Below are 25,762 nucleotides of genomic sequence, written 5' to 3'. Positions count from 1 at the left end.
AGCAACAGGAGGACGCGCCTAATCGAACCAGGCCGCGTAGATCTTCTTGTAGGTGCCGTCTTCCATCGCAATGTGCAGCCACTGGTCGACGAAGGCCTTGAGCGCCATGTCGCGCTGGATCCAATAGGCCTTCTCCGAAAAATCGAACGGCTTTTCCGGATGCACCGCGCAGAGCACGCCGGCGTGCTGCTTCTGCTGGTAGCGTGTCTCGGAAGCGTCCGTCATCATCAGATCGGCATTGCCCTTGGCGATCTCGTCGAAGATCACGGTATTGTCTGGGAAGACCGTGATCTCGGCCTCCTTGATGTTGGCGCGGGCGAAGCGTTCGTTGGTGCCGCCGGGATTGACGATGATGCGGGTGCCCTTCTTGTCGATGTCGGGCAGCGTCTGGTACTTGCCGACATCGGCGCAGCGCGCGATCGGCGTCTTGCCCTCGCGCATGATCGGAGTGGAGAAGAGGCCTTTCTTCTGGCGATCGAGCGTCACCGACACGCCGCCCATGGCGATGTCGAACTGGTCGGATTCGAAATCCTTCATCAGCTTCGGCCAGGCCGTCGGCACGAATTCGACCTTGACCCCGAGCGCCTTGCCGAGCGCTTCCGCCATGTCGACGTCGAAGCCGGAGAAACGCTGCGTGGTCTTGTCCAGATAGGTGAACGGCTTGTAGTCGCCGGTCATGCCGACGCGCAAGCTGCCGCGCTTGACGATCTCGTCGAGACGCGAGGGCGCCTGCTGCGCTTGGGCCGAAAGGCTCGCCAGCAACATCACGGCCAAGGCCGCCAAGACTCGAACGGATATTCGGACCATCATCTCTTTTCCACCCCTGCGCGAGCTGTCATTGTACAGCCGTTCGGACGTGGATTTAGACCAGATGCCCGTCGCTGGCGAGGCAGAAATCGAAGGGAATCCTTGAGGTGACGATTTCGATGTACGAGGTCTCCGTCGGCCTGTTCGTGCCCAATTTGCGCAACCTGTCGGCACTGCTCGACAAGGGCGTCGCTTATGCCCAGGCCCGCAAGTTCAATCCGGCGATTCTGCTCGGCATGCGCCTTGCGCCCAACATGTACGATCTGGCGCAGCAGGTCGGCGAGGCCTGCCGCCATGCCACGGTCGCGCCGGCTCTGCTGGCGCAGTGCGAGCCGGTGGCGCTGCCGGCGCTGGAGCACGACATGGCCGGGCTGCAGGCGCGCATCGCAACGTCCATCGAGTTCATCGAGAGCCTGTCGCGCGCGGAGATCGATGCGGCAGCAGAACGGAATGTCTTCTTCAGATTGAAGAACGGCACCGAGCTGCCGTTCACCGGGCGGGCGCTGCTGCTGACGTTCAGCGTCCCGCAATTCTTCTTCCACGTCACCACGGCCTACGACCTTTTGCGGCACGCCGGCGTCGAGCTGGTGAAGAAGGATTATCTGGGGAGGAAGTAGCGGCAGGCTCGATGTCCACCTCTCCCCAGCGGGGAGAGGTCGGATTGCGTAAGCAATCCCGGTGAGGGGCCGCAATGCACAGTAAGACCTTAACCCCTCACCCGGATCGCATCTTCGATGCGCTCCGACCTCTCCCCACGGGGGAGGTGAAGAGAGACCTGGTGTGAAAGCCAGCTCGCCTACGCTTCGCCCTTGCGCTCGTAGTCGGCAAGCGAGCTGCGGCCGGCGATCTCGCTGCGCAGCTCTTCGAAGCGCCTGTTCGCCTCGTCTTCCTGGGTGTCGACGAAACGCACCGCGGCCTCGCTTGTCATGGGACCGCTGACCACGGGCGCGGACTGCTCGCCGATGGTCTCGTGGACGTAGTACTGCCCGTCATCGCCGCGATGGACCGTCCACTTCAGACGGATCGCGACCATGGGCCCCGGACCGACCTTGCTGTAGCCGTCGGCATCGGTGTGCTCCGGCACCAGCGGCTGCTCTTCGACCACGGGATGCTCGTCGATCACCGGATGCTCGTCCACGATCGGCGGCTCGTCAGAGGCGACGTGCTCACGCTCTCCGGCGACCACGATTTCGGTCTCGGTCTGGCGAATGACGAGAACGGGCTCGGGGTTCTCCAGAATGCTGGCGATGGTCGCCAACGCGTGGTCGGTCGGGTCGATCTCTGACAAGGGTCCATCCTCCAGCTCGCCGCGCCGGCCAGTCTGTCCCACCGCCGCCGCGTTTCAAGCCCATTACGCGCGTTTGATTAAGGCTGAGTTGGGGCCCGATCTGCACCAAAATGGGACGCTTTCTGGCGTTCCGAAGGCGGGCGGGTGAGCCGCCCGCCATCGCGACGTCAGCCCAGCACATCCTGGTTGATGACGTTCTGCCTGATGGGATCGCCGTCCAGCACGCTCAGGATATTGCGCGCGGTCTGCTCGCTCATGCGGCTCACCGCTTCGACCGTGACGCCGGCGACGTGCGGGGCCATGATGACGTTGGGCAACGCGAACAGCGCGTTGCTGACCGGCGGCGGCTCCACCTCGAACACGTCGATGCCGGCGCCGGCGAGCTTTCCGGATTTCAGTGCGTCATAGAGCGCCTTTTCCTTCACGATGCCGCCGCGCGCGGTATTGATGAGGTAGGATCTATGCTTCATGCGGCCGATCCTGTCGGCATCGAACAGGCCGACGGTCTCCGCCGTCTTCGGGCAGTGGATGGTGACGAAATCGGCGTGTGGCAGTGCGGCGTTGAGGTCGGTGACCGGCTCGCATGCGGCGGCCTTGATGTCGGCGGCTGCCTTGTAGGGATCGTAGACCTGCACCTTCATCTCGAACGCCAGGCAGCGCTTGGCGGTGCGGCTGCCGATGCGGCCGAAGCCGATGATCAGCACGGTCTTGCCGTAGAGGTCGAACGGCAGCATGCCGAGGCGATCAGCCCAGGTGCCTTCCTTGACGCAGGAATGCAGCTCCTGTGCGCGCTTAGCCAGCGTCAGCATCATGAACAGCGCCGCCTCCGCAACCGAGGGCGAGTTGGCGCTGCCGGCGACCATCAGCGGCACCTTGCGGCGGGAGAGGGCGGGCACGTCGACGGCGTCGTAGCCGACGCCGATGCGGGTCACCACCTTCATGTCGCGGGCGGCCTCGAGCTCGGTCTCGCCGAAGGCGGTGGCGCCGAGTGCCACGCCATGAACCGGCGCATGGCTCTTTAGCAAGGCCTCGAAATCCCTCGCCGAGATCAGGTTCGGAAACTCGACGAGCTCGATATCATCCCGCTGGGTGAGGAGGGCACGTGCCCCTTGCGACAAAGTCTGTGTAACGAAAATCTTCTTCTTGTTGGTCGCCATCGCTCCCCTGCCTGCGCTTTTTGAGGCGGCGTCACAGCACGACGCCGGTCTCCTCATTTAGCAGGTGCATGTTGTTGAGGTCCATCGCCAGGCGCATGGGTGCCCCGTCCTTGGCGCCGGCATTGGGATCGACGCGGCCGCAGACCGGCGTGCCGTCGAGCCCGAAATAGACCAGCGTCTCCATCCCCATCGGCTCGGTAACGTCGAGCACGGTGTCGAACGTCTCGACCCCCGGCGCAAGATGCGCATGCGACTCGGTGAGATGCTCGGGCCGGATGCCGAGCAGCAGCTTGTCGGTGCGCGGCAACGCGTTGTAGCGCGCGGCGCGGGCCGGCGGCAGCGCGAAGGCGATGCGGTCGGTGAGGCGCAGCTGAAGCGTGCCGGCGACATCCTCGAGCCGGCACGGAATGAAGTTCATCGCGGGCGAGCCGATGAAGCCCGCCACGAAGCGCGTCGCCGGCTTGTGATAGAGCTCGTTTGGCGTGCCGATCTGCTCGATCTTGCCCTTGTTCATGACGACGACGCGATCGGCCAGCGTCATCGCCTCGACCTGGTCGTGGGTGACGTAGACCGTGGTGGTGCGCACCTTCTGGTGCACCTTCTTGATCTCGATCCGCATCTGAACGCGCAGCTTGGCGTCGAGGTTGGACAGCGGCTCGTCGAACAGGAAGACCTTGGGATTGCGCACGATGGCGCGGCCCATGGCGACGCGCTGGCGCTGGCCGCCGGAGAGCTGCTTCGGCTTGCGGTCAATCAGGTCGGTGATGTCGAGAAGCCGGGCGGCTTCGGTCACCCGGGCCTTGATCTCGGCCTTGGGATAGTGCTTGAGGCGCAGCCCGAACGACATGTTCTCGGCGACCGTCATGTGCGGATACAGCGCGTAGTTCTGGAACACCATGGCGATGTCGCGGTCCTTCGGCGGCACGTCGTTGACGACGTCGCCGCCGATCATGATGTCGCCGTCGCTGATGTCCTCGAGGCCCGCGATCATGCGCAGCGTGGTCGACTTGCCGCAGCCGGAGGGGCCGACCAGCACGATGAACTCATGGTCGGCGATGTCGAGGTCGATGCCGCGCACGGCTTCGACATCGTCGTAACGCTTGACAACCTTCCGCAAAGCAACGTCAGCCATCGAACTTCAGCTCCTCGTCATCAACCCTTTGTCGCGCCGGCGGTCAGGCCGGCAATGTAGTAGTCCATCAGGAATGCGTAGATGATCAGCGGCGGCGCGGCGCCGAGCAGCGCGCCGGTCATGATCTGTCCCCAGTTGAAGACGTCGCCCTTGATCAGGGTGGTGGTGATGCCCACCGGCAGCACGAGCTGGTCGACCGACGTCGTGAACACCAGGGGATAGAGGAACTGCGCCCAGGACACCGTGAAGGCGAAGATGGTCGCGGCGATCAGCCCGGGCAGCGCCACCGGGATGAAGATCCGTGTCAGCGTCTGCAGCCAGGAGGCGCCGTCGATCAGCGCGGCTTCATCGAGCTCCTTCGGGATCGAGGCGAAATAGCCGATCATGATCCAGGTGCAGAACGGCACCGTCAGGGTCGGATAGATGAACAGCAGCACGTACCATCTGTTGAGCAGCGTGATGCCGGTGTAGTCCTGGACCAACGCCAGCATCTTGAACAGCGGGATGAACAACAGGCTGTCCGGGATGAGGTAGGTGAGGAAGACGCCGGTTGCCAGCGTCGTCGAGCCCCAGAACTTCATGCGTGCCAGCGCGAATGCCGCGGGAACGCTGATCAGCATGGTCACGAGGACGACGGCGAGCGAGACGATCGACGAATTCCAGAAGAAGCGCAGGAACTGGTTGGAGGTCAGGAGCTCGACATAGTTCGACAAGGTGGGGTGAAACACCCACCAGGGATTGGTCGCCGCCGATATCTCCGCGCTGCTCTTGAGCGAGGTGATCAGCATGTAGATCGGCGGCGTCAGGAAGAAGATCGCGAACAGCACCAGGAAGAAATAGGACCAGCGCAGCGCCCAGGCGCGGTCCCGGCTCATGCTGCCATACTTGACCTTGCGCGACGGTCCGGCCTTGTCGATTGCAAGCGTGCTCATCAGGCTTCATTCCCGCGTTTGGAGACATCGCGCAGGATGAAAATCGCTGCGATGGCGAGGATCGGCACCATGAACAGCGAGACGCTGGCGCCGAGCGGAATGTCGCTGCCTTCGATGCCGACCTTGAAGGCCCAGGTGGCGAAGATATGCGTCTGGTCGAGCGGGCCGCCCGAGGTCAGGATGCGGACGATGTCGAAATTGGCGAAGGTCACGATCAGCGAGAACAGCGCCGTGATCGCGATGATGTTCCGCATCATCGGCAGCGTGATGTACCAGATCTTCTGCCACCAATTTGCGCCGTCGATCGCCGCGGCCTCGTAGAGCTGGTCCGGCACCGATTTCAGCGCGGCCAGATACATGATCATGAAGAACGGCGCGCCGTACCAGATGTTGACGAGGATGACGGAAAAGCGCGCCCACACATTGTCGCCGAGCCAGTTGATCGGGCCGATGCCGAAGAACGAGAGCGTGTAGTTGAAGGCGCTGTAGGAGGGGTCGAACAGCCACAGCCAGGCCAGCGTGCTCATCGCCGGCGGGATCACCCAGGGCACCAGCAGCATGCCGCGCCATTTGCGCTGCCCCTTGGCCGGAATGTTGTGCACGAAATGGGCGACGATGAATCCGATCAGCGCCTTGAAGAACACGGCCGTGACGGCAAAGATGCAGGATTGCTTCACCACCATCCAGAAGGTGTCGCGCTTGAACAGGAACAGGAAGTTGCCGAAGCCGACGAACTTCTGCATCGACTTGTTCAGCGTCGCGAGATGGACGGAGTAGACGGCGGGATAGAGCACCAGAAGCGCTATCAGCAGGATCAGCGGCAGCGTCAGGAAGAACGCGACCGTCGATTTTCGCCCCAGGACATTGCGAAGGCTGGCCGGCTTGCGCGCGCGCGCCGCACGGACCGCTTGACCTTGCTCAACGACGACATCGGCCATGGCGTAGCTTTCTCGGAAATTGTCGACTGGGGAAAGCCGGCCCGATCGGCCGGCTTCCTCGATTGGCGGCGCGCGATGCGTGGCGGCTCACGCCTCGAGCGTGAACCGCCTGGCACACGCCCGGCATCAACTCCGCATGAAGCCCTCGCACTCGCCTTCGGCCCAGGCGAGCGTGGCCTCCATCTTTTCGCCCTGCGCATAGCGCAGCGCCATCTTGGTCAACGTCGCCTGGAAGTAGATCTGCTGCGCGATCTTGGGCGGCGCCGGAGACGCCGCGATCGACAGCGTCTGATGATTGTTGGGATTCGGATAGTGATACAGCGTCCCCTTCGGCGGCGCTTCCTCGGCCCAGGTCTTCAGCGTCGTCATGTTGGCGTAGGCGGGCAGATCGTAGCCGCCGCTCGCCGCGACGAACTTTTCGATCGAGGACGGCTGCGACAGGTAGGTGAGGAGGCTCTTGGCCGCTTCCTTGTTCTTGCTGAAGCTCCAGAGACCCCAGAAGTACGGCAGATAGGGTGCGAAGCGGCCCTTGGGCCCGGACGGCATGCCGTGGGTCCAGCACTGCTCGGCGATCTGCGGCGCGTCGCGCCTTGCGACCGCCCAGGCGCTCGGCGGATTCAGGATCATCGCGCCGCGGCCCGAGATCAGCCATTTGTTGTTGGAGGCGTCGTCCCAGGACGGAGCGTCCGGCGGCAGGAAGGCGATCAGCTTCTTGTAATATTCGAGCGCCTGACGAACGGCATCGGTCTTCACCGTGACGTCGCCCTTGGCGTTGACGAGCTCGGCACCGAACGACTGGAAGATCGCGCCTGCGGTGTCGACGCTGTCAGTGGTTTCGCCGAGGCCGATCCCGAATGGCACGCCGCCCTTGTGGCAGGCCTCGGCCGCCTTGAGGAAGGTCTCCAACGTCCAATTGTCCGCCTTTGCGGGCGCGCCGGCAGGGTACAATTCCTGCACGTCGATGCCGGCATGCTTCTTCATCAGATCGATGCGTGAGCAGGGCCCCTTGATCTGGCTTCCCGGGATTGCGGGAACGGCGAGCCACTTGCCGCCGGCCTGGCCGAGATATTTGACGGTGCCGTTGACCTCGCCGTTCTGCTTGATGAGCGGCTCCATGACGTCGTTCACCGGCTCTAGATTTTCAGAGTAGGCGTGCGGCCACCAGGTCGGCATCTGCAGGATGTCGTGGCCGGATTTCGCCTGTGCCTCGGCAGCGACCGTGAGCTGGATCTTGTTGTTGTTGCTGGTGATGTAGTCGATCGAGACGTCGACCTTCTCCTTTTCGCCCCATGCTTTGACCATGGCGGTGGAGGCGTCGTTGGCATTCGGCACCCAATGGTCCCAGAAGCCGATCGAGAGCTTGCCGGCGGCGTAAGCGCCCCGGACATAGGGCGCCGAGATCAGCGCCGCGGAGGACATTGCAGTGGCAGCCACAAATTGACGTCGCGTCAGTGTCTTGCGTGACATCTCGTTTCCTCGCTTGGGTGTTGTTGTTGGAGTTTCCTCTGAGACTTCTTTCTTGAGTTCTTGTTGCTCGATTTTCTTGTTGGTGCCGTCGGCAGGCGTGAGGCAATTCACGCAGGTCGCGGCAAATTGGTAGCGCGATCAGATCATGATTGATCGCATCTGTCGAGAAAGCCGAATGGCTTCGCGTCTAAAACTAATGGTGTGCCCGGAAACGTCGCAATGCGTGGCGAGCGATGCGGCTGCAGGCGCGGCGCACGGTGTTTTTTGCGACGCACACTTCGCGCCAAACGGTCTCAAACGCTGTCGTGCGCATTTACGCCGCAGTTTGGATAAACGCTTCGCGTGAAAGACTTTTCGGGCGTGGACAGCAATCGGCCGCGTCTGGACCTCGAAGCGGCGGAAACGATAGAGTTGCGCCTGGCGGCTGACTCCCGCTGGCAGGCCAGATCGATGATGGAGACGAGAATGATCAAACCGGCGCTACCCGCGCGGCTTCACCTGCGGCGATGCCTTGCGCTGGGATCCGTGCTCGCGCTGTTGCTCGGGGCAGCCGCGGTGGCGAATGCGCAAGGTCTCGTCAAGGGCGTTCAGGAAGGCGCAGCGGCCGGAAACAAGGCGGCAGGTCCGGTCGGTGGCGTGCTCGGCGGCGCCATCGGCGGCGTGGTCGGCGTCTTCACCGGCGTGCTCGGCGTCGGCAACAATAGCAATCAGGCGCCGCCGCCCAAGGAGGCCGGCAAGGACACGGCCAAGGATTCCAAGCAGCCGGGCGGGGCCAAGGACAAGGACGCCAAGAGCGCCAAGGGCAAGGGCGCCAAGGCGACCAAGGAGGCGAAGAACGCGCCGCAGGACAACAAGGGCAAGGACAACAAGGAAGTCACGGTTCTGACTCAGCCCGGCGCGCCGCAGCTGACCGCCGAGCAGATCGTCGCCAACAGCGATTCCTACATCGAGCGGATCAAGAGCCAGCTGAACCTCACGCCGGATCAGGAGAAGCACTGGTACGGATTCTCGAGCGCGATGCACTACCTCGGGCATAATGGCGCAGAGCGGCTCAACCTGCGGATTGCGCGCGCCAAGCGCGATCCGCCCGACGACATCATCGAGCAGATGCGCAACGAGGCCCAGTTTCTGATCGATCGCGCCGCCGATCAGCGCAACGTCGCCGACGCCGCCGAGCCGCTCTTTTCGAGCCTCGACGACAAGCAGAAGCAGGTGTTCATCCAGGAGATGGTGCACCTCAGCCACGAGCGTGGGCTGGATTGATCAAGTTGAATCGGTTCGGGCGCGTCTGAATTAACGGCGCCCGCCACGAATTCGTGTATCCACAGCGCAATTCGGTTATGCTTAGCTTCGCAAGGCTGATTGCGGGGTTGATATGGCGGACGGACTCTCCGTTTTCCTGGTCGAAGACGAGGCGTTGATCCGGATGATGATCGCCGACATGGTGGAGGAGCTTGGCCACCACGTCGTTGCGGAGGCAGACAATGTGCGCGACGCCAGCGCCTTTGCCATGACCGCGCAGTATGATCTGGCCATCCTCGACATCAATCTGATGGGCGTCTATGTCGATCCCGTCGCCGACCTGATCGAACGTCGCGGAAAGCCATTTCTGTTCGCGACAGGCTACGGTCCGGAGCTACTGCCGTCCCTGCTTCGGCGCAGGCCGATCCTGCGCAAGCCGATCGCGATGGATCAGCTCAAGGCAATGATCGATTCCATGTTTCCCGAGCCGTCAGCCAAAATCCCGAGCTGACCGATCGCGCCTTTGGCGCATGGCCGGAGAGGGGCTCAACCGGCAGGGGTGCGGCCGTTCCTCAGCACCCTGGCAATGGTGTGAGCCGTCATGGCCGCGCGGTCCGAAGCGCGCTGGGCAGCCAGCTGGTCGCGGGCCTTTTCCTCGATCAGGAGCTCGATGAGCGCCAGCCGCTTGTCTTCGCTGTCCGCTTCGCGCAACAGGCGGTGATAGCGATGATAGTCGAAACCCGGATCCTGCTTACGCATGTCACGCCCCCGCAACTACGCCACACACGGGGAGATTGTTTCTCATCGGGAACACGCAGGCAAGCACGAACCTGCGTGGAACCGCCGGTAGGCTGAATCAGCTGTGCATGACGGGAACTCGCCGCGCGGAGGTCGCCCTCAGCCGGGATTGTGCTCGGCAAACATCGTCAGGCCGAGGAAGCTCGCATCGGGCTTGATCACGAGCCTGGTCGGGATGTTGCGCAAATAGTCCTGAAACCGTCCCTTGGCTTCGAAGCGCGCCCGGAACGCGGAGGCGGCGAGGAACTCGCGGAAGCGCGGCACGATTCCGCCGGCAATATAGACGCCGCCGCGGGCGCCGAAAGTCACCGCGAGATTGCCGGCGACCGAGCCGAGGATGGCGCAAAACATCTCCAGCGTCGCGCGGCTGACCGGACAGCTGTTCTCCAGCGCAGCCTTGGTGATCGCGGCGGCATCGCGATGCGGCACCTGAACGCCGTCAATCTCGGCCAGCGCCTCGTAGAGGTTCTGCAGCCCGGAACCCGAGAGGGCGCCGCGCTCGATGGAGACATGGCCGAGGCGCCGGCGCAAGCAGGCGATCACGCGCTCCTCGCGCTCGTTCTCGGCCGGCAGGGTCGCATGTCCGGCCTCAGTGACGACGGCCAGTCGCGAACCATGGCGGTCGACCAGGCAGGAGACACCAAATCCGGTTCCAGGCCCTACGACCAGCAACGGCTCTCCGGGCAAGCCGTCGCCGCCGCCGAGCGGGACCAGGTCGGAAGACTCCAAGGCGGGCAGGGACCAGGCCACCACCTCGAAATCGTTCAGCACATGGACGCTGTCGAAGCCGAGCGCGCCCTGCAGCTCGTTGCCGTCGATGACCCAGGGGCTGTTGGTCATGACGCAGCGATTGTTGGTGACGGGACCTGCCACGGCCAGCACCGCGCGATGGGGCTGCTCGCCGTTCGACCGGCGCGCCAGCACGTCCGCGATGGCTTCGCGGACGGTCGGGAAGTCCGCGACCTTGACATAGTCGATCGGTCCGGTCTGACCGCTCGGGCTCAGCGCGAAGCGCGCATTGGTGCCGCCGATATCGGCGAGAAGAATTTTTCCGGTCTTGCCGATATTCATGGCCTCATCGCCGCCACGACCTTCAGGCCCTGGCAGCCCTGTCCTCCGCTCCTTCGACCCGATCCGCCTGGCGCGGGCGGTGCGAGAATCTGCCCTTGGGTGCGCCTAGTCAACACGGACGAGGTCAAACCGTTGCATCGTGGCGGCTTGCACTGACCAATTCGCGCAGCTGCCGCGCGCGCCAGTGGTTGCGAAGCAGCGCGGGAAGGCCGACACTGAGCTGGCTCGCCCGGTGCCCTCGCGCCCGGCAGATCGAATGGGACGGCGATGAAGATTTCCGACCGCGACGTGCTGCTGGTGATCGACGTCCAGAACGACTTCTGCACCGGTGGGGCGCTCGCCGTTCCCGGTGGCGAGAAGGTCGTCCCCGCCATCAACAGGATCGCCCAAAAATTCGCCAATGTGGTGCTGACGCAGGACTGGCATCCGAGCGACCACGCCTCGTTCGCGCCGAACCATGCCGGCAAGCAGCCGTTCCAGACCATCGAACTCGACTACGGACCGCAGGTGCTCTGGCCGACGCATTGCGTGCAGGGCACGGCCGGCGCGGAATTTCATCGCGATCTCGACGTGACGCGGGCGAGCCTCGTCGTGCGCAAGGGCTTTCGCCGCGGCATCGATTCCTATTCGGCGTTGTTCGAGAACGACCATCGGACACCGACCGGACTGCTGGGTTATTTGCGCGAACGCGAGCTGAAGACCGTCTTTGTCGCCGGCCTGGCGCTGGACTTCTGCGTCCGCTTCTCGGCGGAAGATGCGCGCAAGGCGGGGCTGGAAGTCGCCGTCATCGAGGATGCCTGTCGCGGCATTGATCTCGACGGCTCGGTCGCGGCGACCCATCGGAGTTTTCGGGACCTCGGCATTGCTGTCGTGAGCCTCGAGGCATTTTTGTGAGGATGTCGAGGTAGCCATGGTGGACAAGACCGCCAAACCGCCACGCGGGCCAGGGCAGGCCCCCGATGATCCGCGGCTCTGGCCGTTTGCCGCGGCGCAGTTCGCCATGGATGCCTGCTTCTGGTGGCTGGAGCGGGCACCCGAGAAACAGGGTGACAGCAGCCTGCCATGGACGACGCCGAGCCGCGTTGCGCTGGAGCTCGCAACGATGCGCTTGCGCGATTGCTCGCAGACCCGGTCCGGCCAGCCGGCGCTGGTCTGCGCGCCCTATGCGCTGCACCGGGCCCTGATCGCCGATTTCGCCCCAGGACACAGCGTGGTGCAGTCGCTGCAGAATGGCGGCATCGACCGGGTCTATCTCACCGACTGGCGGTCGGCGACACCGGACATGCGCTATCTCTCGATCGACAGCTATCTCGGCGATCTCAACGTCGCCATCGACGAGATCGGCGCTCCGGTCGATCTCGTCGGGCTGTGCCAGGGCGGATGGCTGTCGCTGCTCTATGCCGCGCGCTTTCCAGCCAAGGTGAGGCGGCTGGTTCTCGTCGGTGCTCCCGTGGACCTGTCGATCGAGTCCTCGCTGTCCCGGCTCGCCCGTAACGCACCCGAGCTGGTCTATGACCAGCTCGTCGCGCGCGGCGGCGGCAATGTCAGCGGCGAGGAGATGCTGCGCTTCTGGTCCAAAGCGCCTGACCACGACGCTATCGTGGCGGCATTGCAGCGGGATCTCTCGGACGCGCAGGGCGCCGAGCTGCTGGCGCGGTTCGACCACTGGAACGCCGAGACGCTCAACCTGCCCGGCACTTATTATCTCGAGATCGTCAACGCGATTTTCCGAAAGAACCGGATCGCCGAGGGCAGTTTCGTCGCGCTCGGCCGCCCGATCGACCTGAAGGACGTCAGGGCGCCGATCTTCCTGCTCGCCGGGCTCGACGACGATGTGGTGCCGGCGACGCAAGCGCTCGCCACGGCCGGCCTCGTCGGCACGCCACCAGCCTTCATCGCGGCAGCGTCCGAGCCCAGCAACCATCTCGGCCTGTTCATGGGCGCGCGCACCCATGCGCACGCCTGGCCCCGGATCGCCGGGTGGCTGCGCAGCGATCTGCCTGGCGTGCTGGCCCGCAGCGCCTGAGCTCGCCGGCATTGGACCGGCCGAGGCGCAAATCCGTTATGCATGATGCCGGATGGCCTGCACGGGGCCAGATCGATGGGCTACATATGACCGGAGCTGACGGCGGCGGCCGCCGGCAAGAGACTTAAGGGTACTGCGCTCGATGACTTTCCACTCGATTTACGCCCATGGATTTGCGCGCGTGGCGGCCTGCGTGACCACCTCCCACGTCGCCGATCCCACGGCCAACGCGAAAGCCGTCCTGGCGGCGGCCAATGCCTGCCATGAGCAGTCGGTCGCGGTTGCCGTGTTTCCCGAGCTGTGCCTGTGCGGTTATGCCATCGAGGACTTGGTGAAGCAGGATCCGCTGCTCGATGCGGTCGAGCGCGGGCTCGCAGGGATCGTTGAGGCCTCCGCGGGGCTGATGACGGTCCTGATCGTCGGGGCGCCGCTGCGCTTTGGCAATCGCATCTACAACTGCGCCGTCGTCATTCATCGCGGCAACGTCCTCGGCGTCGTGCCGAAATCTTACTTGCCGACCTATCGCGAGTTCTACGAGGGACGGCATTTCGCCTCCGGTGCCGGCATCGCCGGCGAGACCATCGCCTTTGGCGGGATGCATGCGCCGTTCGGCGTGGATCTCCTGTTCGCGGCCGAGGACGTTCCAGGCCTCACCATCGGCGTCGAGATCTGCGAGGACATGTGGATCCCGGTGACGCCGGCCTCGGAGCTCGCGCTTGCGGGCGCGAGCGTGCTGATCAACCTCTCGGGCAGTCCGATCACGATCGGCCGGGCGCGCTCGCGCGCGCTGCTGTGCCAATCGACCTCGGCGCGCTGCCTCGCAGCTTACGTCTATTCCGCAGCCGGGGCCGGGGAATCCACCACCGATCTCGCCTGGGACGGCCAGACCTCGATCTACGAGAACGGCGTGCTGCTGGCTGAGGGCGAGCGGTTCCGCCAGGGCGGCCAGATCACGCTGGCCGACGTCGATCTCGACCTGCTCAGGCAGGAACGCGCGCTGATGGGAACGTTCGACGACAACAGGCGGCAGCGCGAGGCATTTTTCCGCAAGGTGACATTTGCCCTGAAGCCGCCGGCGGCCGATATCGGCTTCCTGCGCAAGGTCGAGCGCTTTCCGTTCGTGCCGAGCGATGAGACCCTGCTCGAGCAGGACTGCTACGAGGCCTACAACATCCAGGTCGCCGGGCTGGTGCAGCGCATGCGCGCCACCGGCACCAAGCGCGTCGTGATCGGCGTCTCGGGCGGGCTCGATTCCACCCATGCCCTGATCGTTGCCGCTAAGGCGATCGACCTGCTCGGCCTGCCGCGCGACAACATCCTGGCCTACACCATGCCGGGCTTTGCGACCGGCAGCGAGAGCAAGACCAACGCGCTCGCCCTGATGAAGGCGCTGCAGACGAGCTGGCAGGAGCTCGACATCCGCACCACGGCGACGCAGATGCTAAAGGATATCGGCCATCCCTTCGGCAAGGGCGAGAAGGTCTACGACGTCACCTTCGAGAACGTGCAGGCGGGCCTGCGCACGGACTATCTGTTCCGGCTCGCCAACCATCACGGCGGCATCGTGATCGGGACCGGCGATCTCTCCGAGCTTGCGCTCGGCTGGTGCACCTATGGTGTCGGCGACCAGATGGCGCATTACAACGTCAACGCCGGCGTGCCGAAGACGCTGATCCAGCATCTGATCCGCTGGGTGATCTCCTCGAAACAATTCAGCGACGACGTCAACCGGACGCTCGGCTCGATCCTGGCGGCCGAAATCTCGCCCGAGCTCGTGCCGGTCGAGGCCGGCCAGAAGCCGCAGAGCACGGAAGCGTCCGTCGGACCTTACGAGCTGCAGGATTTCAACCTGTTCTATACGCTGCGCTTCGGCATGCGGCCGTCCAAGATCGCCTTCATGGCGCTCCAGGCGTGGAAGGACGTTGCCAAGGGGGAATGGCCGCCGGCATTCCCCAGCGACCGACGCAAGGCCTATGATCTGCCGGAGATCCGCCGCTGGCTGGACGTGTTCCTGCGCCGTTTCTTCGCCTTCAGCCAGTTCAAGCGCTCGGCCATGCCGAACGGGCCGAAGGTCTCGGCCGGCGGTTCGCTGTCGCCACGCGGCGACTGGCGCGCGCCCTCGGATTCGAGCGCGGCGGCATGGCTCGAGGATCTCGAGCGGAACGTACCGAACTGATCGGAGCAGCGGATCGGGTGGGATGATCGGATGACGGCTGGCGATGAGGCGGAAGCGGGTGAGGAGGCCCGGGTCGTCAACGGCCTCTACATCTTCGACATCGAGATGCGGGACGGCAAGCGTGGGCAGGCCAGGGGCGTGGTCGTGCTCTGCGACGGCCGCATCATGGGCGGCGACAGCTACTTCTACTACACCGGCAGCTACACCTTCCGTAACGGCAAGTGGCGGGGCGACATGATCGTCAACCAGCACACCGAGGCAGTCGGCAGGACGCTCGCATTCGGCGGCCGGGAGGTCACCTGCGGCTTTTCCGGCGTCTATTTTCCCGGGGGTGCGGAAGTCGAAGGCATGGCGCTGGTCGGCAAGACCACGGTGACATTCACGGCTCGCCTCACACTGAAGGACGCGATGTAGGCCTGATCCGTCGTCGTTCCTGCTCAGGAACCTTCGCACCCACAGAACGTTCGCGTCTGTTGTTGTGATTTTCGAGGAGAGGGATCATGCGCCGGCACTTGATGTTATCGACTGCTGCTATCGGACTGATGCTTGCTTCCGGAGTTGCCTACGCCCAGGCGCCCGGCGAGCGCAGGGACGAACCAAGACGGACCGAGGAACCGGCGAAGGGCGCCGGTCCGCAGCGCGGCGGAGCCCAGGAACGTGTTCAGGAGCGCGCGCAGGGCGCTCAAGAACGACTACAGGGCGCGGGCCGCGAAGAGAAGGGCGGCGCTGCCAAGCAGGAGGCGAACGACGACAAGCGCCAGCCGGCCAGTTCTGCCGAGCGCAATCAGCCGAAGGGGAAGGATCAGGCACAAGAATCTCGCGAACCTTCGCGTGATCGCAACCGGGAGGCGGAGAGCACCAAGCCGGGACGCGACAGCAAGAGCAGCGCCGATACCAGGCAGGACAAGTCTGCGCCGCAGAAATCAACCGCAGAGTCCGAGAAATCCAAGACGGGGCCGGCGGGCGCGGCTGGCCAGCAGAACGAGCGGGCGGGAGCAACGGCCAACCAGAACGAGCGCAACCAGAGCCAGCCGCCGCGCAATGCCGCCGAGCCACAGCCGCCGGCACAACAGAACAACCGGCCGGCCACCGCGACGGATTCCAGCCGCACGGCTCCGACCAACAATGCACAGACCGCGCCCGGCTCCACGGGCACGCAAACCAATCAGGCCAACCAGACCACGCAGACCAACACGCAGGTCAATCAGCAGGCCCAGATGACGACCGAGAGGCAGGTGCGGATCTCCGAAACCGTGAGCCGCGCGCGCCTCGCGCAGCCGGAGCGCAATCTGAACATCTCGATCCGGGTCGGCGAGACCATTCCCTCGCGCGTACGTCTCCATCGGCTTCCACCCGAGATCGTCTCGATCGAGCCGCAATATCGGGACTACGAGTACTTTGCCACGGAGGACGACGTCGTCATCGTGGAGCCGCGCACGCATCGCATCGTCAGCCAGGTGCCGCGCGATCCGTCGCGCGCCCGCGCGCAGATGGGCGGCAGCGCGTCGTCGAGCATGGCGGCAGCCGGCGGAAGCAATGTGAACTGCCAGATCATGCGGCGTGATGCCTCGGGCAATGTCGCCCAGGCGGAACCTTCGACCGTTGGCTCGACCGCGCGCACGGATTCCCTGAGCGTGACGGTTCAGATGCCCGGCGGCGGCTCGTCCGCGCCGATTGCGCTCGGCACTGCCGCGGGGAATATCGTGGTCGCGACGCAAGGGCAGGGCGACTGCACGGTGACGATCGAGCCGCAGACGCGCTAAGCGCCGAAACAAAAGAGGCGCTGGAACGACAACGCGCCGCCCGGATGCCCCACCGGACGGCGCGTTGCTGCGTTCAATCTCAAAAGTTTCGAGGTCCGGAGTGCCTAGGAGTCCGGACCTCGTCACCTTGCCCCAGCCTTCAATCCCCCGCCCCATGTGGTCCCCCAACCCCATGTAGCGCGATCAGAGGGTGATGCCCGTGGAAGTGGCCGCCGATCGATGTCCCGCGATGTACGCGAAGGTCGGCTAGGATTCCATTCCGGATCACTACGGACACGATAGCGCTTGCCATGTGCCCGTTCAGCATCTCTCGCAGCGATCGCCGCTGCCTCACTCGCCAACGCGCGCGGGCAGGAGATGTCCACATCTCGTCCGCGCTGCGGAAGACGGATTTCACCGGCCTGTCATTGAACTGGTCTAGCGCTGCTCTCCGTCATCGCTGACGACGAAGGAGCATGCCATGTCGAAGCCGGTGCTGGGCGCCGCATTGTCCATCAAATCGATCCCTGCGCATCGCGACTGGCTTCTCGAAAAGCAGCGCGATCTGGAAATCCAGGACTTCTTCCGCGCCGATCTGCTCGATAGCGACTGGCGCGCAACCGCCGGCGAGATCAAGCAGATGCTTTCCGGTCACGCCGGCCGGCTCGGCATCCACGGCCCGTTCTGGGGCTTCAAGATCGACAGCCACGATCCGATGATCCGCCAGGCCGTGACCAAGCGTCTGCTCCAGGGGCTGGAGGCCGCCGAGTTCCTCGGCGCCACGCAGATGGTGATCCACTCGCCGTTCACGACCTGGGACCACAACAATCTCGATCTCTATCCGGACAACCGCGCCAATATCGTCGAGCGCGTCAAGGCGACGCTGGCCGAGGTGATCGCGCGTGCCGAGACGATCGGCTGCGAGATCGTCATCGAGAACATCGAGGACAAGGACCCGCGCGACCGCGTGCGGCTCGCCAAGGCTCTGGAAAGCAGCAAGGTCCGGGTCTCGCTCGACACCGGACACGCCAACTATGCCCACATCTCCACCGGCGCGCCGCCAGTCGATTATTACGTCGAGACCGCCGGCGACATGCTGACGCATGTGCACCTGCAGGACACCGACGGCTTTGCCGACCGGCACTGGGCGCCGGGCGAAGGCAACATTCCCTGGGTCGCCGTGTTCCGCGCACTTGGCCGGCTGACTTCAAATCCACGGCTGATCCTCGAACTCCGCAATCACGACGATGTCCGCAAGGGCGCGGCGCATCTCGGCGCGCTCGGTCTCGCCGAATAACAGCAATCACCAAAGGGCAGGGGTCATCCTCATGAGCAAGCTCACCCGTCGCACCATCCTGAAATCCGGCGGCGCCGCCGCAGGCACGTTGCTGCTGCCGCGCTTTGCCATCGCGCAAGCCGACAACCGTCCATCAGTGACGATCGCGGTGCAGAAGGTCACCAATGCGAACGTGCTCGACGTGCTGCGCGAGCAGTCCAATGTCGGCGAGCGGGTGTTCTTCTCCTCGATCTGGGAAGGCCTGATCTCGAAGAATTGGCGCGGCAATCTCGAAGCCGTGCCGGGCCTTGCCACCGAATGGCGCCGCATCGACGACCAAACGGTCGAGGTGAAGCTGCGCCAGGGTGTCAAGTTCCACAACGGCGACGAGCTGACGGCGGAAGACGTCGTGTTCACCTTCAGCCGCGAGCGCATGTTCGGCGAGACCGAGGCCAAGAACCGCTCCACCATCAAGGCGTTCGAGAAGATCCCGACGCCACGCCCGGGCAAGGAGTTGCCGCCGGACGTCCCCGCGGTCGCCCGCCGCATCTGGCCGGACCTGGTGCGCGTCGATGCCGTCGACAAGTACACGGTGCGCTTCTACAACGCGACGCCCGACGTCACCATCGAGGGCCGGCTGTCGCGCTACGGCTCCGACATCATGAACCGCCGCGCCTGGGAAGAGGCGGCGAGCTATCTCGACTGGGCCCGCAAGCCGGTGACGACCGGCCCCTACAAGGTCGTGGAGCTCAAGCCCGACGTCTCGCTGACGCTCGAAGCCCATGATGAGTATTGGGGCGGCCGTCCGCCGCTCAAGCGCATCCGCTTCCTCGAAGTGCCCGAAGTCGCCAGCCGCATCAACGGCCTCTTGTCGGGCGAATATCAGTTCGCCTGCGACATCCCGCCGGACCAGATCGCCGGCATCGAGAAGAATTCCTCCTTCGAAGTGCAGGGCGGCACGATTCAGAATCACCGCCTCACCGTGTTCGACAAGAACCATGCCGTGCTCGCCAATCCACTTGTCAGGCGCGCCTTCACCCATGCGATCGACCGCCAGGCGATTGTCGACAGCCTGTGGGCCGGCCGCACCCGCGTGCCGAAGGGCCTGCAATGGGAATTCTACGGCGACATGTTCAACGCCGACTGGAGCGTGCCGGCCTATGATCCCAAGCTGGCGCAGGATCTGCTCAAGCAGGCCAATTACAAGGGCGACCCGATCCCGTACCGCCTGCTCAACAATTACTACACCAACCAGGTCGCGACCGCGCAGATCCTGGTCGAGATGTGGAAGTCGGTCGGCCTCAACGTGCAGATCGAGACCAAGGAGAACTGGTCGCAGATCATGGAGCGGGCGCCGACGCGCGCCGTGCGCGACTGGTCGAACTCGGCCGCGTTCAACGATCCGGTGTCCTCGCTGGTCGCCCAGCACGGGCCGAACGGCCAGCAGCAGCAGATCGGCGAATGGACCAATGTCGAGCTGAACACGCTCTCCGAATTCCTGGAGACGTCGACCGACCGCGCGGCACGCAAGAAGGCGTTCCGCCGCATGCTGGAGATCGCCGAGCGCGAAGATCCCGCCTACACGGTGCTGCATCAGAACGCGACCTTCACGGCCAAGCCGAAATCGATCAAGTGGAAGGCGGCGCCCGCCTTCGCGATGGATTTCCGCGCCGGCAATTTCGAGGTCTGAAGGTGCCCCCGCTGGTCAGCATCGAGGACTTGCGCGTCGCCTTCAATGGCGTGCCGGTCCTGCGCGGCGTCGATATTACCTTGCAAGAGGGCGAGGCCATCGGCCTCGTCGGCGAGTCCGGCTCCGGCAAGTCGGTGACGTGGCTGGCCGCACTCGGCCTGTTGCCGAGGCATGCGCAAGTCTCGGGCTCGGTGCGGCTCGACGGGGGCGAACTGCTGGGCGCGCCGGCCACCGAACTCGACCAGGTCAGGGGCGGGCGCATCGCCATGATCTTCCAGGATCCGGCGAGCGCGCTCAACCCGGTGCTGACCATCCGCAAGCAGCTCTGCGAAGCGCTGGCGCTTCATCGCAATCTCTCCGGCAACGCCGTGAAGGCGGAAGCGCGGCGGCTGCTCGACCTCGTCGGCATTCCCGACGCGAGCCGCCGGCTGGAGGCCTATCCGCATGAATTCTCGGGCGGCCAGGTCCAGCGCATCATGATTGCGATGGCGCTGGCCGGCAATCCCGATCTCCTGATCGCGGACGAGCCGACCACCGCGCTCGATGCCACCATTCAGGCCCAGATCCTGGAGCTGCTCTCCACGGTCCGCCGCGAGCTCGGCATGGCGATGGTGCTGATCAGTCACGACCTCGGCGTCGTCGCAGAGAATTGCGACCGCGTCGCGGTGATGTATGCCGGCCGCATCGTCGAGCAGGCCCCGAGCAACCAGCTGTTCGCCGATCCCCTGCATCCCTATGCGCAAGGGTTGATCGGCGCGCTGCCGCCGCTCGATGGTCCGCGGCGGCGCCTCACCGCCATCCCCGGTACCGTGCCTGATCCCGCGCACATGCCCGGCGGTTGCGCCTTCGCGCCGCGTTGCGCCCTGGTCGCGGAATCATGCGGCCTTGCGGCGCCGAGCCTGGCGCCGATCGCCGATGATCGCAGCGTCGCCTGCATCCGCGCCGAGGCCTCCCGCCGCGCGCTGCTCGGGATTGCCGCCGAATGAGCCCGCCGCTCGTCGAGGTCTCCGCGATCTCGCGCACCTATGCGATGCGGTCCGGAATGTTCGGGCGAGCTGCGGCCGTGCATGCCGTCGACGGCGTGTCGCTGAGGATTGCCAGAGGCCAGACGCTGGGTCTCGTCGGCGAATCCGGTTCAGGAAAATCCACCACGGGGCGCATCGTGCTCGGCCTCGAGCCGCCCGACAGCGGCGAGGTGCGGTTCGACGGCAAGCCGATGGCCGCGCCTGGGACGACGGCGTGGCGCGCGCAGCGCGCGCGGGTGCAGATGATCTTCCAGGATCCGCTCGGCGCGCTCGACCGGCGGCTGCCGGTCGCAACGCAGATCCGCGAGCCGCTCGACATTCACGGCCTCGGCACGCCCGCGATGCGCGAGGAGCGCGTCCGCGAGCTGCTGCGCGCCGTCGAGCTCACGCCGGCGCATGGCGCGCGTTATCCCGGCGCGCTCTCCGGCGGCCAGCGGCAGCGCATCGTGCTGGCCCGGGCGCTCGCCACGAAGCCGGATTTCCTGGTTTGCGACGAGCCGGTCAGCGCGCTCGACGTCTCGATCCAGGCGCAGGTGGTGAACCTGCTCTGCGATCTCCAGGCGCAGCTGTCGCTGACGCTGCTGTTCATCAGCCACGATCTGCGCGTCGTCCGGCAGATCAGCAATGTCGTCGCCGTGATGTATCTCGGCCGCATCGTCGAGATCGGCAGCGCCGACGATCTGTTCGCGCGGCCCGAGCATCCCTACACCCAGGCGCTGGTCTCGGCCTCGCCAGCGCCGGGCCGCCGCAGCGCGGGCCGCATCGTTTTGGCAGGCGATCCGCCGAACCCGGCCGCGCGCCCCACAGGCTGCGCCTTCCATCCGCGCTGCCCGCGGGCGATCGCACGCTGTGCGAGCGAGGTGCCGGCGCTGTCCGCCGTCGGCGGCGACAGGCAGGTCGCCTGCCATCTCGTCACCGGCGCTGCGACACGGGACGCCGCGTGATGGGACGCTATTTCGCCATCCGCATTGGCCGCGCCGCGCTCACGGTCGTGCTCGTCGTCACCTTCGCCTTCATCGTATTGCGGCTGTCGGGCGATCCCGCACTGATGATCCTGGGGCCTGAAGCACCGCCGGAGGTGCTCGCGGCGTTTCGCAAGGCCTGGGGCCTCGATGATCCGATCTGGGCCCAATATTTCGATTATTTCGGCGCCATCGCCAAAGGTGAGCTCGGCCGCTCCATGCGCGATGGCCGGCCCGCGATCGAGCTGGTGCTCGAACGCATCCCGGCCACGCTGGCGCTGACGCTGCCGGCGTTCTTTTTCAAGGTCGCACTCGGCATTCCCGCCGGGATCTACGCGGCGCTGCATCGGGGCTCGGGGATCGACCGCGCCGTGATGATGACGGCGGTCGCCGGCTTCACCGTCCCAAGCTTCGTGCTCGCGCTGCTGCTGGTGCTCGTCTTCGCCGTGCAGCTCGGCTGGCTGCCTTCGGGCGGACAGGACAGCTGGCGCCACGCCATCCTGCCGATCGCAACGCTCAGCCTCGGCGGCGCGGCGGTGCTGGCGCGCTTCACCCGCAGCGCCATGCTGGAGGTGCTGGGCCAGCCCTATATCCGCACCGCCTCCGCAAAAGGCGTGCCCTGGCGCAAGGTGGTGACGTCGCATGCGCTGCCGAACGCGGCGATCCCGACCGTGACCATCCTCGGCTTCATGGTGGGCACGCTGATCGCCGGTGCCGTCGTGGTCGAGAGCGTGTTCGCCTGGCCGGGAGTAGGGCGCCTGCTCGTCGTCGCCGTCGCCAACCGCGATCTCGCGGTCGTGCAATGCATCCTGCTGCTGGTTGCGATGACCATGGTGACGTCCAACCTGATCGTCGACTTCCTCTACGGCTTCCTCGATCCGCGCCTGCGCAGCAAGGGAGCCCATGCATGACCGACGCGACGCTGAAGGATACGTCTGTCCGCCGCCGCATCAGCCTGCCGGCCATTCCGGTCTCGGTTGCGCTGGCGGTCAGCTGGATCGTCGCGATGCTCCTGATCGCGGCCTTCGCGGAGAAGATCGCGCCTTACGGCTTCACCCAGCTCGACCTGCGCAACCGACTCGCTGCGCCCGGCAACGCCGCGCACTGGCTCGGCACCGACGAGCTCGGCCGGGACGTGCTGTCGCGGCTGCTCGTTTCCATCCGCATCTCGCTGCTGATCGCCTTCGGCGCCACCGCGATCTCGGCCGTAGCAGGCACCACGCTCGGCTTCCTCGCCGCGCATTTTCGTGGGGCCGTCGAGCAGCTCGTGCTGATGCTGTCCGACTTCCAGGCCAGCATGCCGTTCCTGATCATGGCGCTGGCCGTGCTCGCCTTCTTTGGCAATTCGCTGCCGCTCTTGATCGGCCTGATGGGTCTGTTCGGCTGGGAACGCTATGCCCGCATCGCACGCGGCCTTGCCATCTCGGCCAATGCGCAAGGCTACGCCGCCGCCGTCCGCCAGTTAGGCGCGACGCCGTCGCGGATCTACCTCCGGCACATCCTGCCCAACATCGCCTCGACCCTGATCGTCTCGACCACGCTGGTCTTCCCCGAGGTGATCCTGATGGAATCCGGACTGTCCTTCCTCGGCCTCGGCGTGCAGCCGCCGATGACCAGCCTCGGCAACATGGTCGGCTACGGCCGCGAATATCTGACCCGTGCACCCTGGATCATGCTGGCGCCGGCGACCACCATCGTGGTGACCACGCTGGCCGTCTCCGTGATCGGCGACTGGCTGCGCGACCGGCTGGATCCGACGCTGCAGTAAGGCGCCGACGCCCCCACCGTCATTCCGGGGCGCGCCGAAAGGCGCGAACCCGGAATCCATCGTCCCGCGGGTGCTGCCGCCCGATGGATTCCGGGTTCGATGCTGCGCATCGCCCCGGAATGACGGAGAGCAAGACGGGCGACAAAAAGCCCGCGCCGGGAGCAGAGGAGCCCTGTCCAGCCCAAGTTCCCGTTGCGCCCGCCGGGTCCGTGCGCTATCCGGCCGGAAAGGCCTGAGGCGGCTCCACATTTTCCCGCCCGGCCCGCAAACCCGAGGACGGAAACCGCCATGCCAGCCTATCGCTCCCGCACCACCACCCACGGCCGCAACATGGCGGGTGCCCGCGGCCTCTGGCGCGCGACCGGCATGAAGGACGCCGATTTCGGCAAGCCGATCATCGCGGTGGTCAATTCCTTCACCCAATTCGTGCCCGGCCACGTCCACCTCAAGGATCTCGGCCAGCTGGTCGCCCGCGAGATCGAGCAGGCCGGCGGCGTGGCCAAGGAGTTCAACACCATCGCGGTCGATGACGGCATTGCGATGGGCCATGATGGCATGCTCTACAGCCTGCCGTCGCGCGAACTGATCGCCGACAGCGTCGAGTACATGGCCAACGCGCACTGCGCCGACGGCCTCGTCTGCATTTCCAATTGCGACAAGATCACGCCGGGCATGCTGATGGCAGCGCTCAGGCTCAACATCCCCGCCGTGTTCGTCTCGGGCGGGCCGATGGAGGCCGGCAAGGTCAAGCTGGCCGGCAAGACCAAGGCCGTCGACCTCATCGACGCCATGGTGGCGGCGGCCGATAGCAAGGTCAGCGACGACGACGTCAAGGTGATCGAGCGCTCGGCATGCCCGACCTGCGGCTCCTGCTCGGGCATGTTCACCGCCAATTCCATGAACTGCCTGACCGAGGCGCTCGGCCTCGCGCTGCCCGGCAATGGCTCGGTGGTCGCAACCCATGCCGACCGCAAGCGCCTGTTCGTCGAGGCCGGCCACACCATCGTCGATCTGGTCCGCCGCTATTACGAGCAGGACGATGCATCCGTGCTCCCGCGCAACATCGCGAACTCTAGGGCGTTCGAGAATGCGATGACGCTCGACATCGCCATGGGCGGCTCGACCAACACCGTGCTGCATCTGCTCGCCGCCGCCCATGAAGGGCAGGTCGAGTTCACCATGCGCGACATCGACCGGCTGTCGCGCCGCGTGCCCGTGCTCTGCAAGGTCGCCCCGTCGGTCGCCGACGTGCATGTCGAGGACGTGCACCGCGCCGGCGGCATCATGGGCATTCTCGGCGAGCTCGATCGCGCCGGGCTGATCGACACCTCTGTTACGACCGTGCACGCGCCGACCATGAACGAGGCGCTGGAGCGTTGGGACATCAAGCGCACCAAGAGCGAGACGGTGCGCACCTTCTATCGCGCCTCGCCGGGCGGCATCCCGACGCAAGTCGCCTTCAGCCAGGAGCGACGCTACGACGAGCTCGATGCCGATCGCGAGAAGGGCGTCGTGCGCGACCTCGAACACGCCTTCAGCAAGGACGGCGGTCTCGCCGTGCTCTACGGCAACCTTGCGCAGGACGGCTGCATCGTGAAGACCGCCGGCGTCGATGCCTCGATCCTGAAATTCTCCGGCCCCGCGCGCGTGTTCGAAAGCCAGGACGCGGCGGTCGAGGGCATTCTGGGCGGCAAGGTCGTCGCCGGTGAGGTCGTGGTCATCATCTATGAAGGCCCGCGCGGCGGCCCCGGCATGCAGGAGATGCTGTATCCGACCAGCTATCTGAAATCGATGGGCCTCGGCAAGGCTTGCGCGCTCGTCACCGACGGTCGCTTCTCCGGCGGCTCGTCCGGCCTGTCGATCGGCCATCTGTCGCCGGAAGCCGCCGAAGGCGGCAACATCGGCCTCGTGCGCGACGGCGACCGCATCGCCATCGACATCCCGAACCGCAGCATCAGCCTCGAGGTCTCCGACGAGGAGCTCGCCAAGCGCCGCGCTGCGGAGGAGGCGAAGGGCGATGCCGCTTGGCAGCCGGCCAACCGCAAGCGCAACGTCTCCACCGCGCTGCAGGCTTACGCCGCGCTCACTACCAGCGCCGCGCGCGGCGCGGTGCGCGAGGTGAAGCGGCGCGGCAAGTAAGCGCCTGATCGGCACCAAAAGGCTGGATCGAAGATCTTCGGAACGACGCGCGGCTCCGCGCGAGCACGCGCATGCGCCGTTGCAGGAAACGCGAAGCCGAAGCGGAGATTCGGAAAGAACGGCTCC

24 protein-coding genes are annotated in these 25,762 nt (G+C 65.4%); 15 read left to right on the top strand and 9 right to left on the bottom strand.

What is annotated here, in order from left to right; all coding sequences use genetic code 11:
• Window positions 1–18: 18 nt before the first annotated feature.
• A complete protein-coding gene (locus tag DCG74_RS24510; protein ID WP_172789615.1) occupies window positions 19–810 on the bottom strand; it encodes a transporter substrate-binding domain-containing protein in 792 nt (263 codons plus the stop codon).
• Between the two features lie 116 nt (window positions 811–926).
• Here DCG74_RS24510 and DCG74_RS24505 point away from each other — a divergent pair, with 116 nt between their 5' ends.
• Entirely contained in the window at window positions 927–1,424 is a 498-nt protein-coding gene (locus DCG74_RS24505) for a DUF1993 family protein (protein WP_172789630.1), read from the top strand.
• A gap of 179 nt (window positions 1,425–1,603) precedes the next feature.
• Here DCG74_RS24505 and DCG74_RS24500 read toward each other — a convergent pair whose 3' ends face one another.
• The 6 genes from DCG74_RS24500 to DCG74_RS24475 form a co-directional block, all read right to left on the bottom strand.
• On the bottom strand, window positions 1,604–2,095 hold the full coding sequence (locus DCG74_RS24500) for a hypothetical protein (RefSeq protein ID WP_172789616.1): 492 nt from the start codon (window positions 2,093–2,095) through the stop codon (window positions 1,604–1,606).
• A gap of 167 nt (window positions 2,096–2,262) precedes the next feature.
• Entirely contained in the window at window positions 2,263–3,252 is a 990-nt protein-coding gene (locus DCG74_RS24495) for a hydroxyacid dehydrogenase (RefSeq protein WP_172789617.1), read from the bottom strand.
• Between the two features lie 31 nt (window positions 3,253–3,283).
• Window positions 3,284–4,384, bottom strand: coding sequence for an ABC transporter ATP-binding protein (locus tag DCG74_RS24490; protein WP_172789618.1), 1,101 nt, complete (start codon window positions 4,382–4,384; stop codon window positions 3,284–3,286).
• A 20-nt stretch (window positions 4,385–4,404) separates the two neighbouring features.
• Complete coding sequence (locus DCG74_RS24485; RefSeq protein WP_061881679.1) at window positions 4,405–5,316, bottom strand: carbohydrate ABC transporter permease; 912 nt, start codon at window positions 5,314–5,316, stop codon at window positions 4,405–4,407.
• On the bottom strand, window positions 5,316–6,254 hold the full coding sequence (locus DCG74_RS24480) for a carbohydrate ABC transporter permease (protein WP_172789619.1): 939 nt from the start codon (window positions 6,252–6,254) through the stop codon (window positions 5,316–5,318). Before DCG74_RS24480 ends, DCG74_RS24485 begins: the two co-directional genes overlap by 1 nt.
• Before the next feature lie 126 nt (window positions 6,255–6,380).
• Window positions 6,381–7,721 (bottom strand): ABC transporter substrate-binding protein, encoded by a 1,341-nt coding sequence (locus DCG74_RS24475; RefSeq protein ID WP_172789620.1) that lies wholly within the window; start codon window positions 7,719–7,721, stop codon window positions 6,381–6,383.
• A gap of 465 nt (window positions 7,722–8,186) precedes the next feature.
• Between DCG74_RS24475 and DCG74_RS24470 the strand changes: the two genes are divergently transcribed.
• Both DCG74_RS24470 and DCG74_RS24465 read left to right on the top strand, forming a co-directional pair.
• Complete coding sequence (locus DCG74_RS24470; protein ID WP_172789621.1) at window positions 8,187–8,984, top strand: Spy/CpxP family protein refolding chaperone; 798 nt, start codon at window positions 8,187–8,189, stop codon at window positions 8,982–8,984.
• Window positions 8,985–9,096: 112 nt separating this feature from the next.
• A complete protein-coding gene (locus DCG74_RS24465; protein ID WP_172789622.1) occupies window positions 9,097–9,474 on the top strand; it encodes a response regulator in 378 nt (125 codons plus the stop codon).
• 35 nt (window positions 9,475–9,509) lie between these two features.
• Here the strand turns inward: DCG74_RS24465 and DCG74_RS24460 are convergent, their stop codons facing one another.
• On the bottom strand, window positions 9,510–9,722 hold the full coding sequence (locus DCG74_RS24460; protein WP_172789623.1) for a hypothetical protein: 213 nt from the start codon (window positions 9,720–9,722) through the stop codon (window positions 9,510–9,512).
• A gap of 138 nt (window positions 9,723–9,860) precedes the next feature.
• Entirely contained in the window at window positions 9,861–10,832 is a 972-nt protein-coding gene (gene glk, locus DCG74_RS24455; RefSeq protein ID WP_172789624.1) for a glucokinase, read from the bottom strand.
• A gap of 267 nt (window positions 10,833–11,099) precedes the next feature.
• Between glk and pncA the strand changes: the two genes are divergently transcribed.
• The 12 genes from pncA (at window position 11,100) to ilvD (ending at window position 25,636) form a co-directional block, all read left to right on the top strand.
• Window positions 11,100–11,726 (top strand): bifunctional nicotinamidase/pyrazinamidase, encoded by a 627-nt coding sequence (gene pncA / locus DCG74_RS24450; protein ID WP_172789625.1) that lies wholly within the window; start codon window positions 11,100–11,102, stop codon window positions 11,724–11,726.
• A 16-nt stretch (window positions 11,727–11,742) separates the two neighbouring features.
• Complete coding sequence (locus DCG74_RS24445; RefSeq protein WP_172789626.1) at window positions 11,743–12,858, top strand: alpha/beta fold hydrolase; 1,116 nt, start codon at window positions 11,743–11,745, stop codon at window positions 12,856–12,858.
• 142 nt (window positions 12,859–13,000) lie between these two features.
• The gene (locus tag DCG74_RS24440) at window positions 13,001–15,034 is read left to right on the top strand and encodes an NAD(+) synthase (protein ID WP_172789627.1); all 2,034 of its coding nucleotides are present in this window, start codon (window positions 13,001–13,003) and stop codon (window positions 15,032–15,034) included.
• Window positions 15,035–15,064: 30 nt separating this feature from the next.
• On the top strand, window positions 15,065–15,448 hold the full coding sequence (locus DCG74_RS24435) for a GrlR family regulatory protein (protein WP_172789628.1): 384 nt from the start codon (window positions 15,065–15,067) through the stop codon (window positions 15,446–15,448).
• Between the two features lie 86 nt (window positions 15,449–15,534).
• The gene (locus DCG74_RS24430) at window positions 15,535–16,797 is read left to right on the top strand and encodes a DUF1236 domain-containing protein (RefSeq protein WP_172789629.1); all 1,263 of its coding nucleotides are present in this window, start codon (window positions 15,535–15,537) and stop codon (window positions 16,795–16,797) included.
• 460 nt (window positions 16,798–17,257) lie between these two features.
• A complete protein-coding gene (locus tag DCG74_RS24425; RefSeq protein ID WP_172788919.1) occupies window positions 17,258–18,073 on the top strand; it encodes a sugar phosphate isomerase/epimerase in 816 nt (271 codons plus the stop codon).
• Between the two features lie 31 nt (window positions 18,074–18,104).
• Complete coding sequence (locus tag DCG74_RS24420) at window positions 18,105–19,742, top strand: ABC transporter substrate-binding protein (RefSeq protein ID WP_172788920.1); 1,638 nt, start codon at window positions 18,105–18,107, stop codon at window positions 19,740–19,742.
• Between the two features lie 2 nt (window positions 19,743–19,744).
• Window positions 19,745–20,728: an ABC transporter ATP-binding protein gene (locus DCG74_RS24415; RefSeq protein ID WP_172788921.1), complete on the top strand. Its 984-nt coding sequence runs from the start codon at window positions 19,745–19,747 to the stop codon at window positions 20,726–20,728.
• A complete protein-coding gene (locus DCG74_RS24410) occupies window positions 20,725–21,711 on the top strand; it encodes an ABC transporter ATP-binding protein (protein ID WP_172788922.1) in 987 nt (328 codons plus the stop codon). The genes DCG74_RS24415 and DCG74_RS24410 overlap by 4 nt, the downstream gene beginning before the upstream one ends.
• Window positions 21,711–22,640, top strand: coding sequence for an ABC transporter permease (locus tag DCG74_RS24405; protein ID WP_172788923.1), 930 nt, complete (start codon window positions 21,711–21,713; stop codon window positions 22,638–22,640). The genes DCG74_RS24410 and DCG74_RS24405 overlap by 1 nt, the downstream gene beginning before the upstream one ends.
• Window positions 22,637–23,497, top strand: a complete 861-nt coding sequence (locus DCG74_RS24400) for an ABC transporter permease (protein WP_172788924.1) — start codon at window positions 22,637–22,639, stop codon at window positions 23,495–23,497. The genes DCG74_RS24405 and DCG74_RS24400 overlap by 4 nt, the downstream gene beginning before the upstream one ends.
• Before the next feature lie 288 nt (window positions 23,498–23,785).
• A complete protein-coding gene (gene ilvD, locus DCG74_RS24395) occupies window positions 23,786–25,636 on the top strand; it encodes a dihydroxy-acid dehydratase (protein WP_172788925.1) in 1,851 nt (616 codons plus the stop codon).
• Window positions 25,637–25,762: the final 126 nt, after the last annotated feature.

Source organism: Bradyrhizobium sp. WBAH42 (assembly GCF_024585265.1).
In the GTDB taxonomy this organism is placed as follows: domain Bacteria; phylum Pseudomonadota; class Alphaproteobacteria; order Rhizobiales; family Xanthobacteraceae; genus Bradyrhizobium.
The sequence above is the reverse complement of the archived record's forward strand: the minus strand, read 5'-3'. Positions and strand labels throughout refer to the sequence as shown.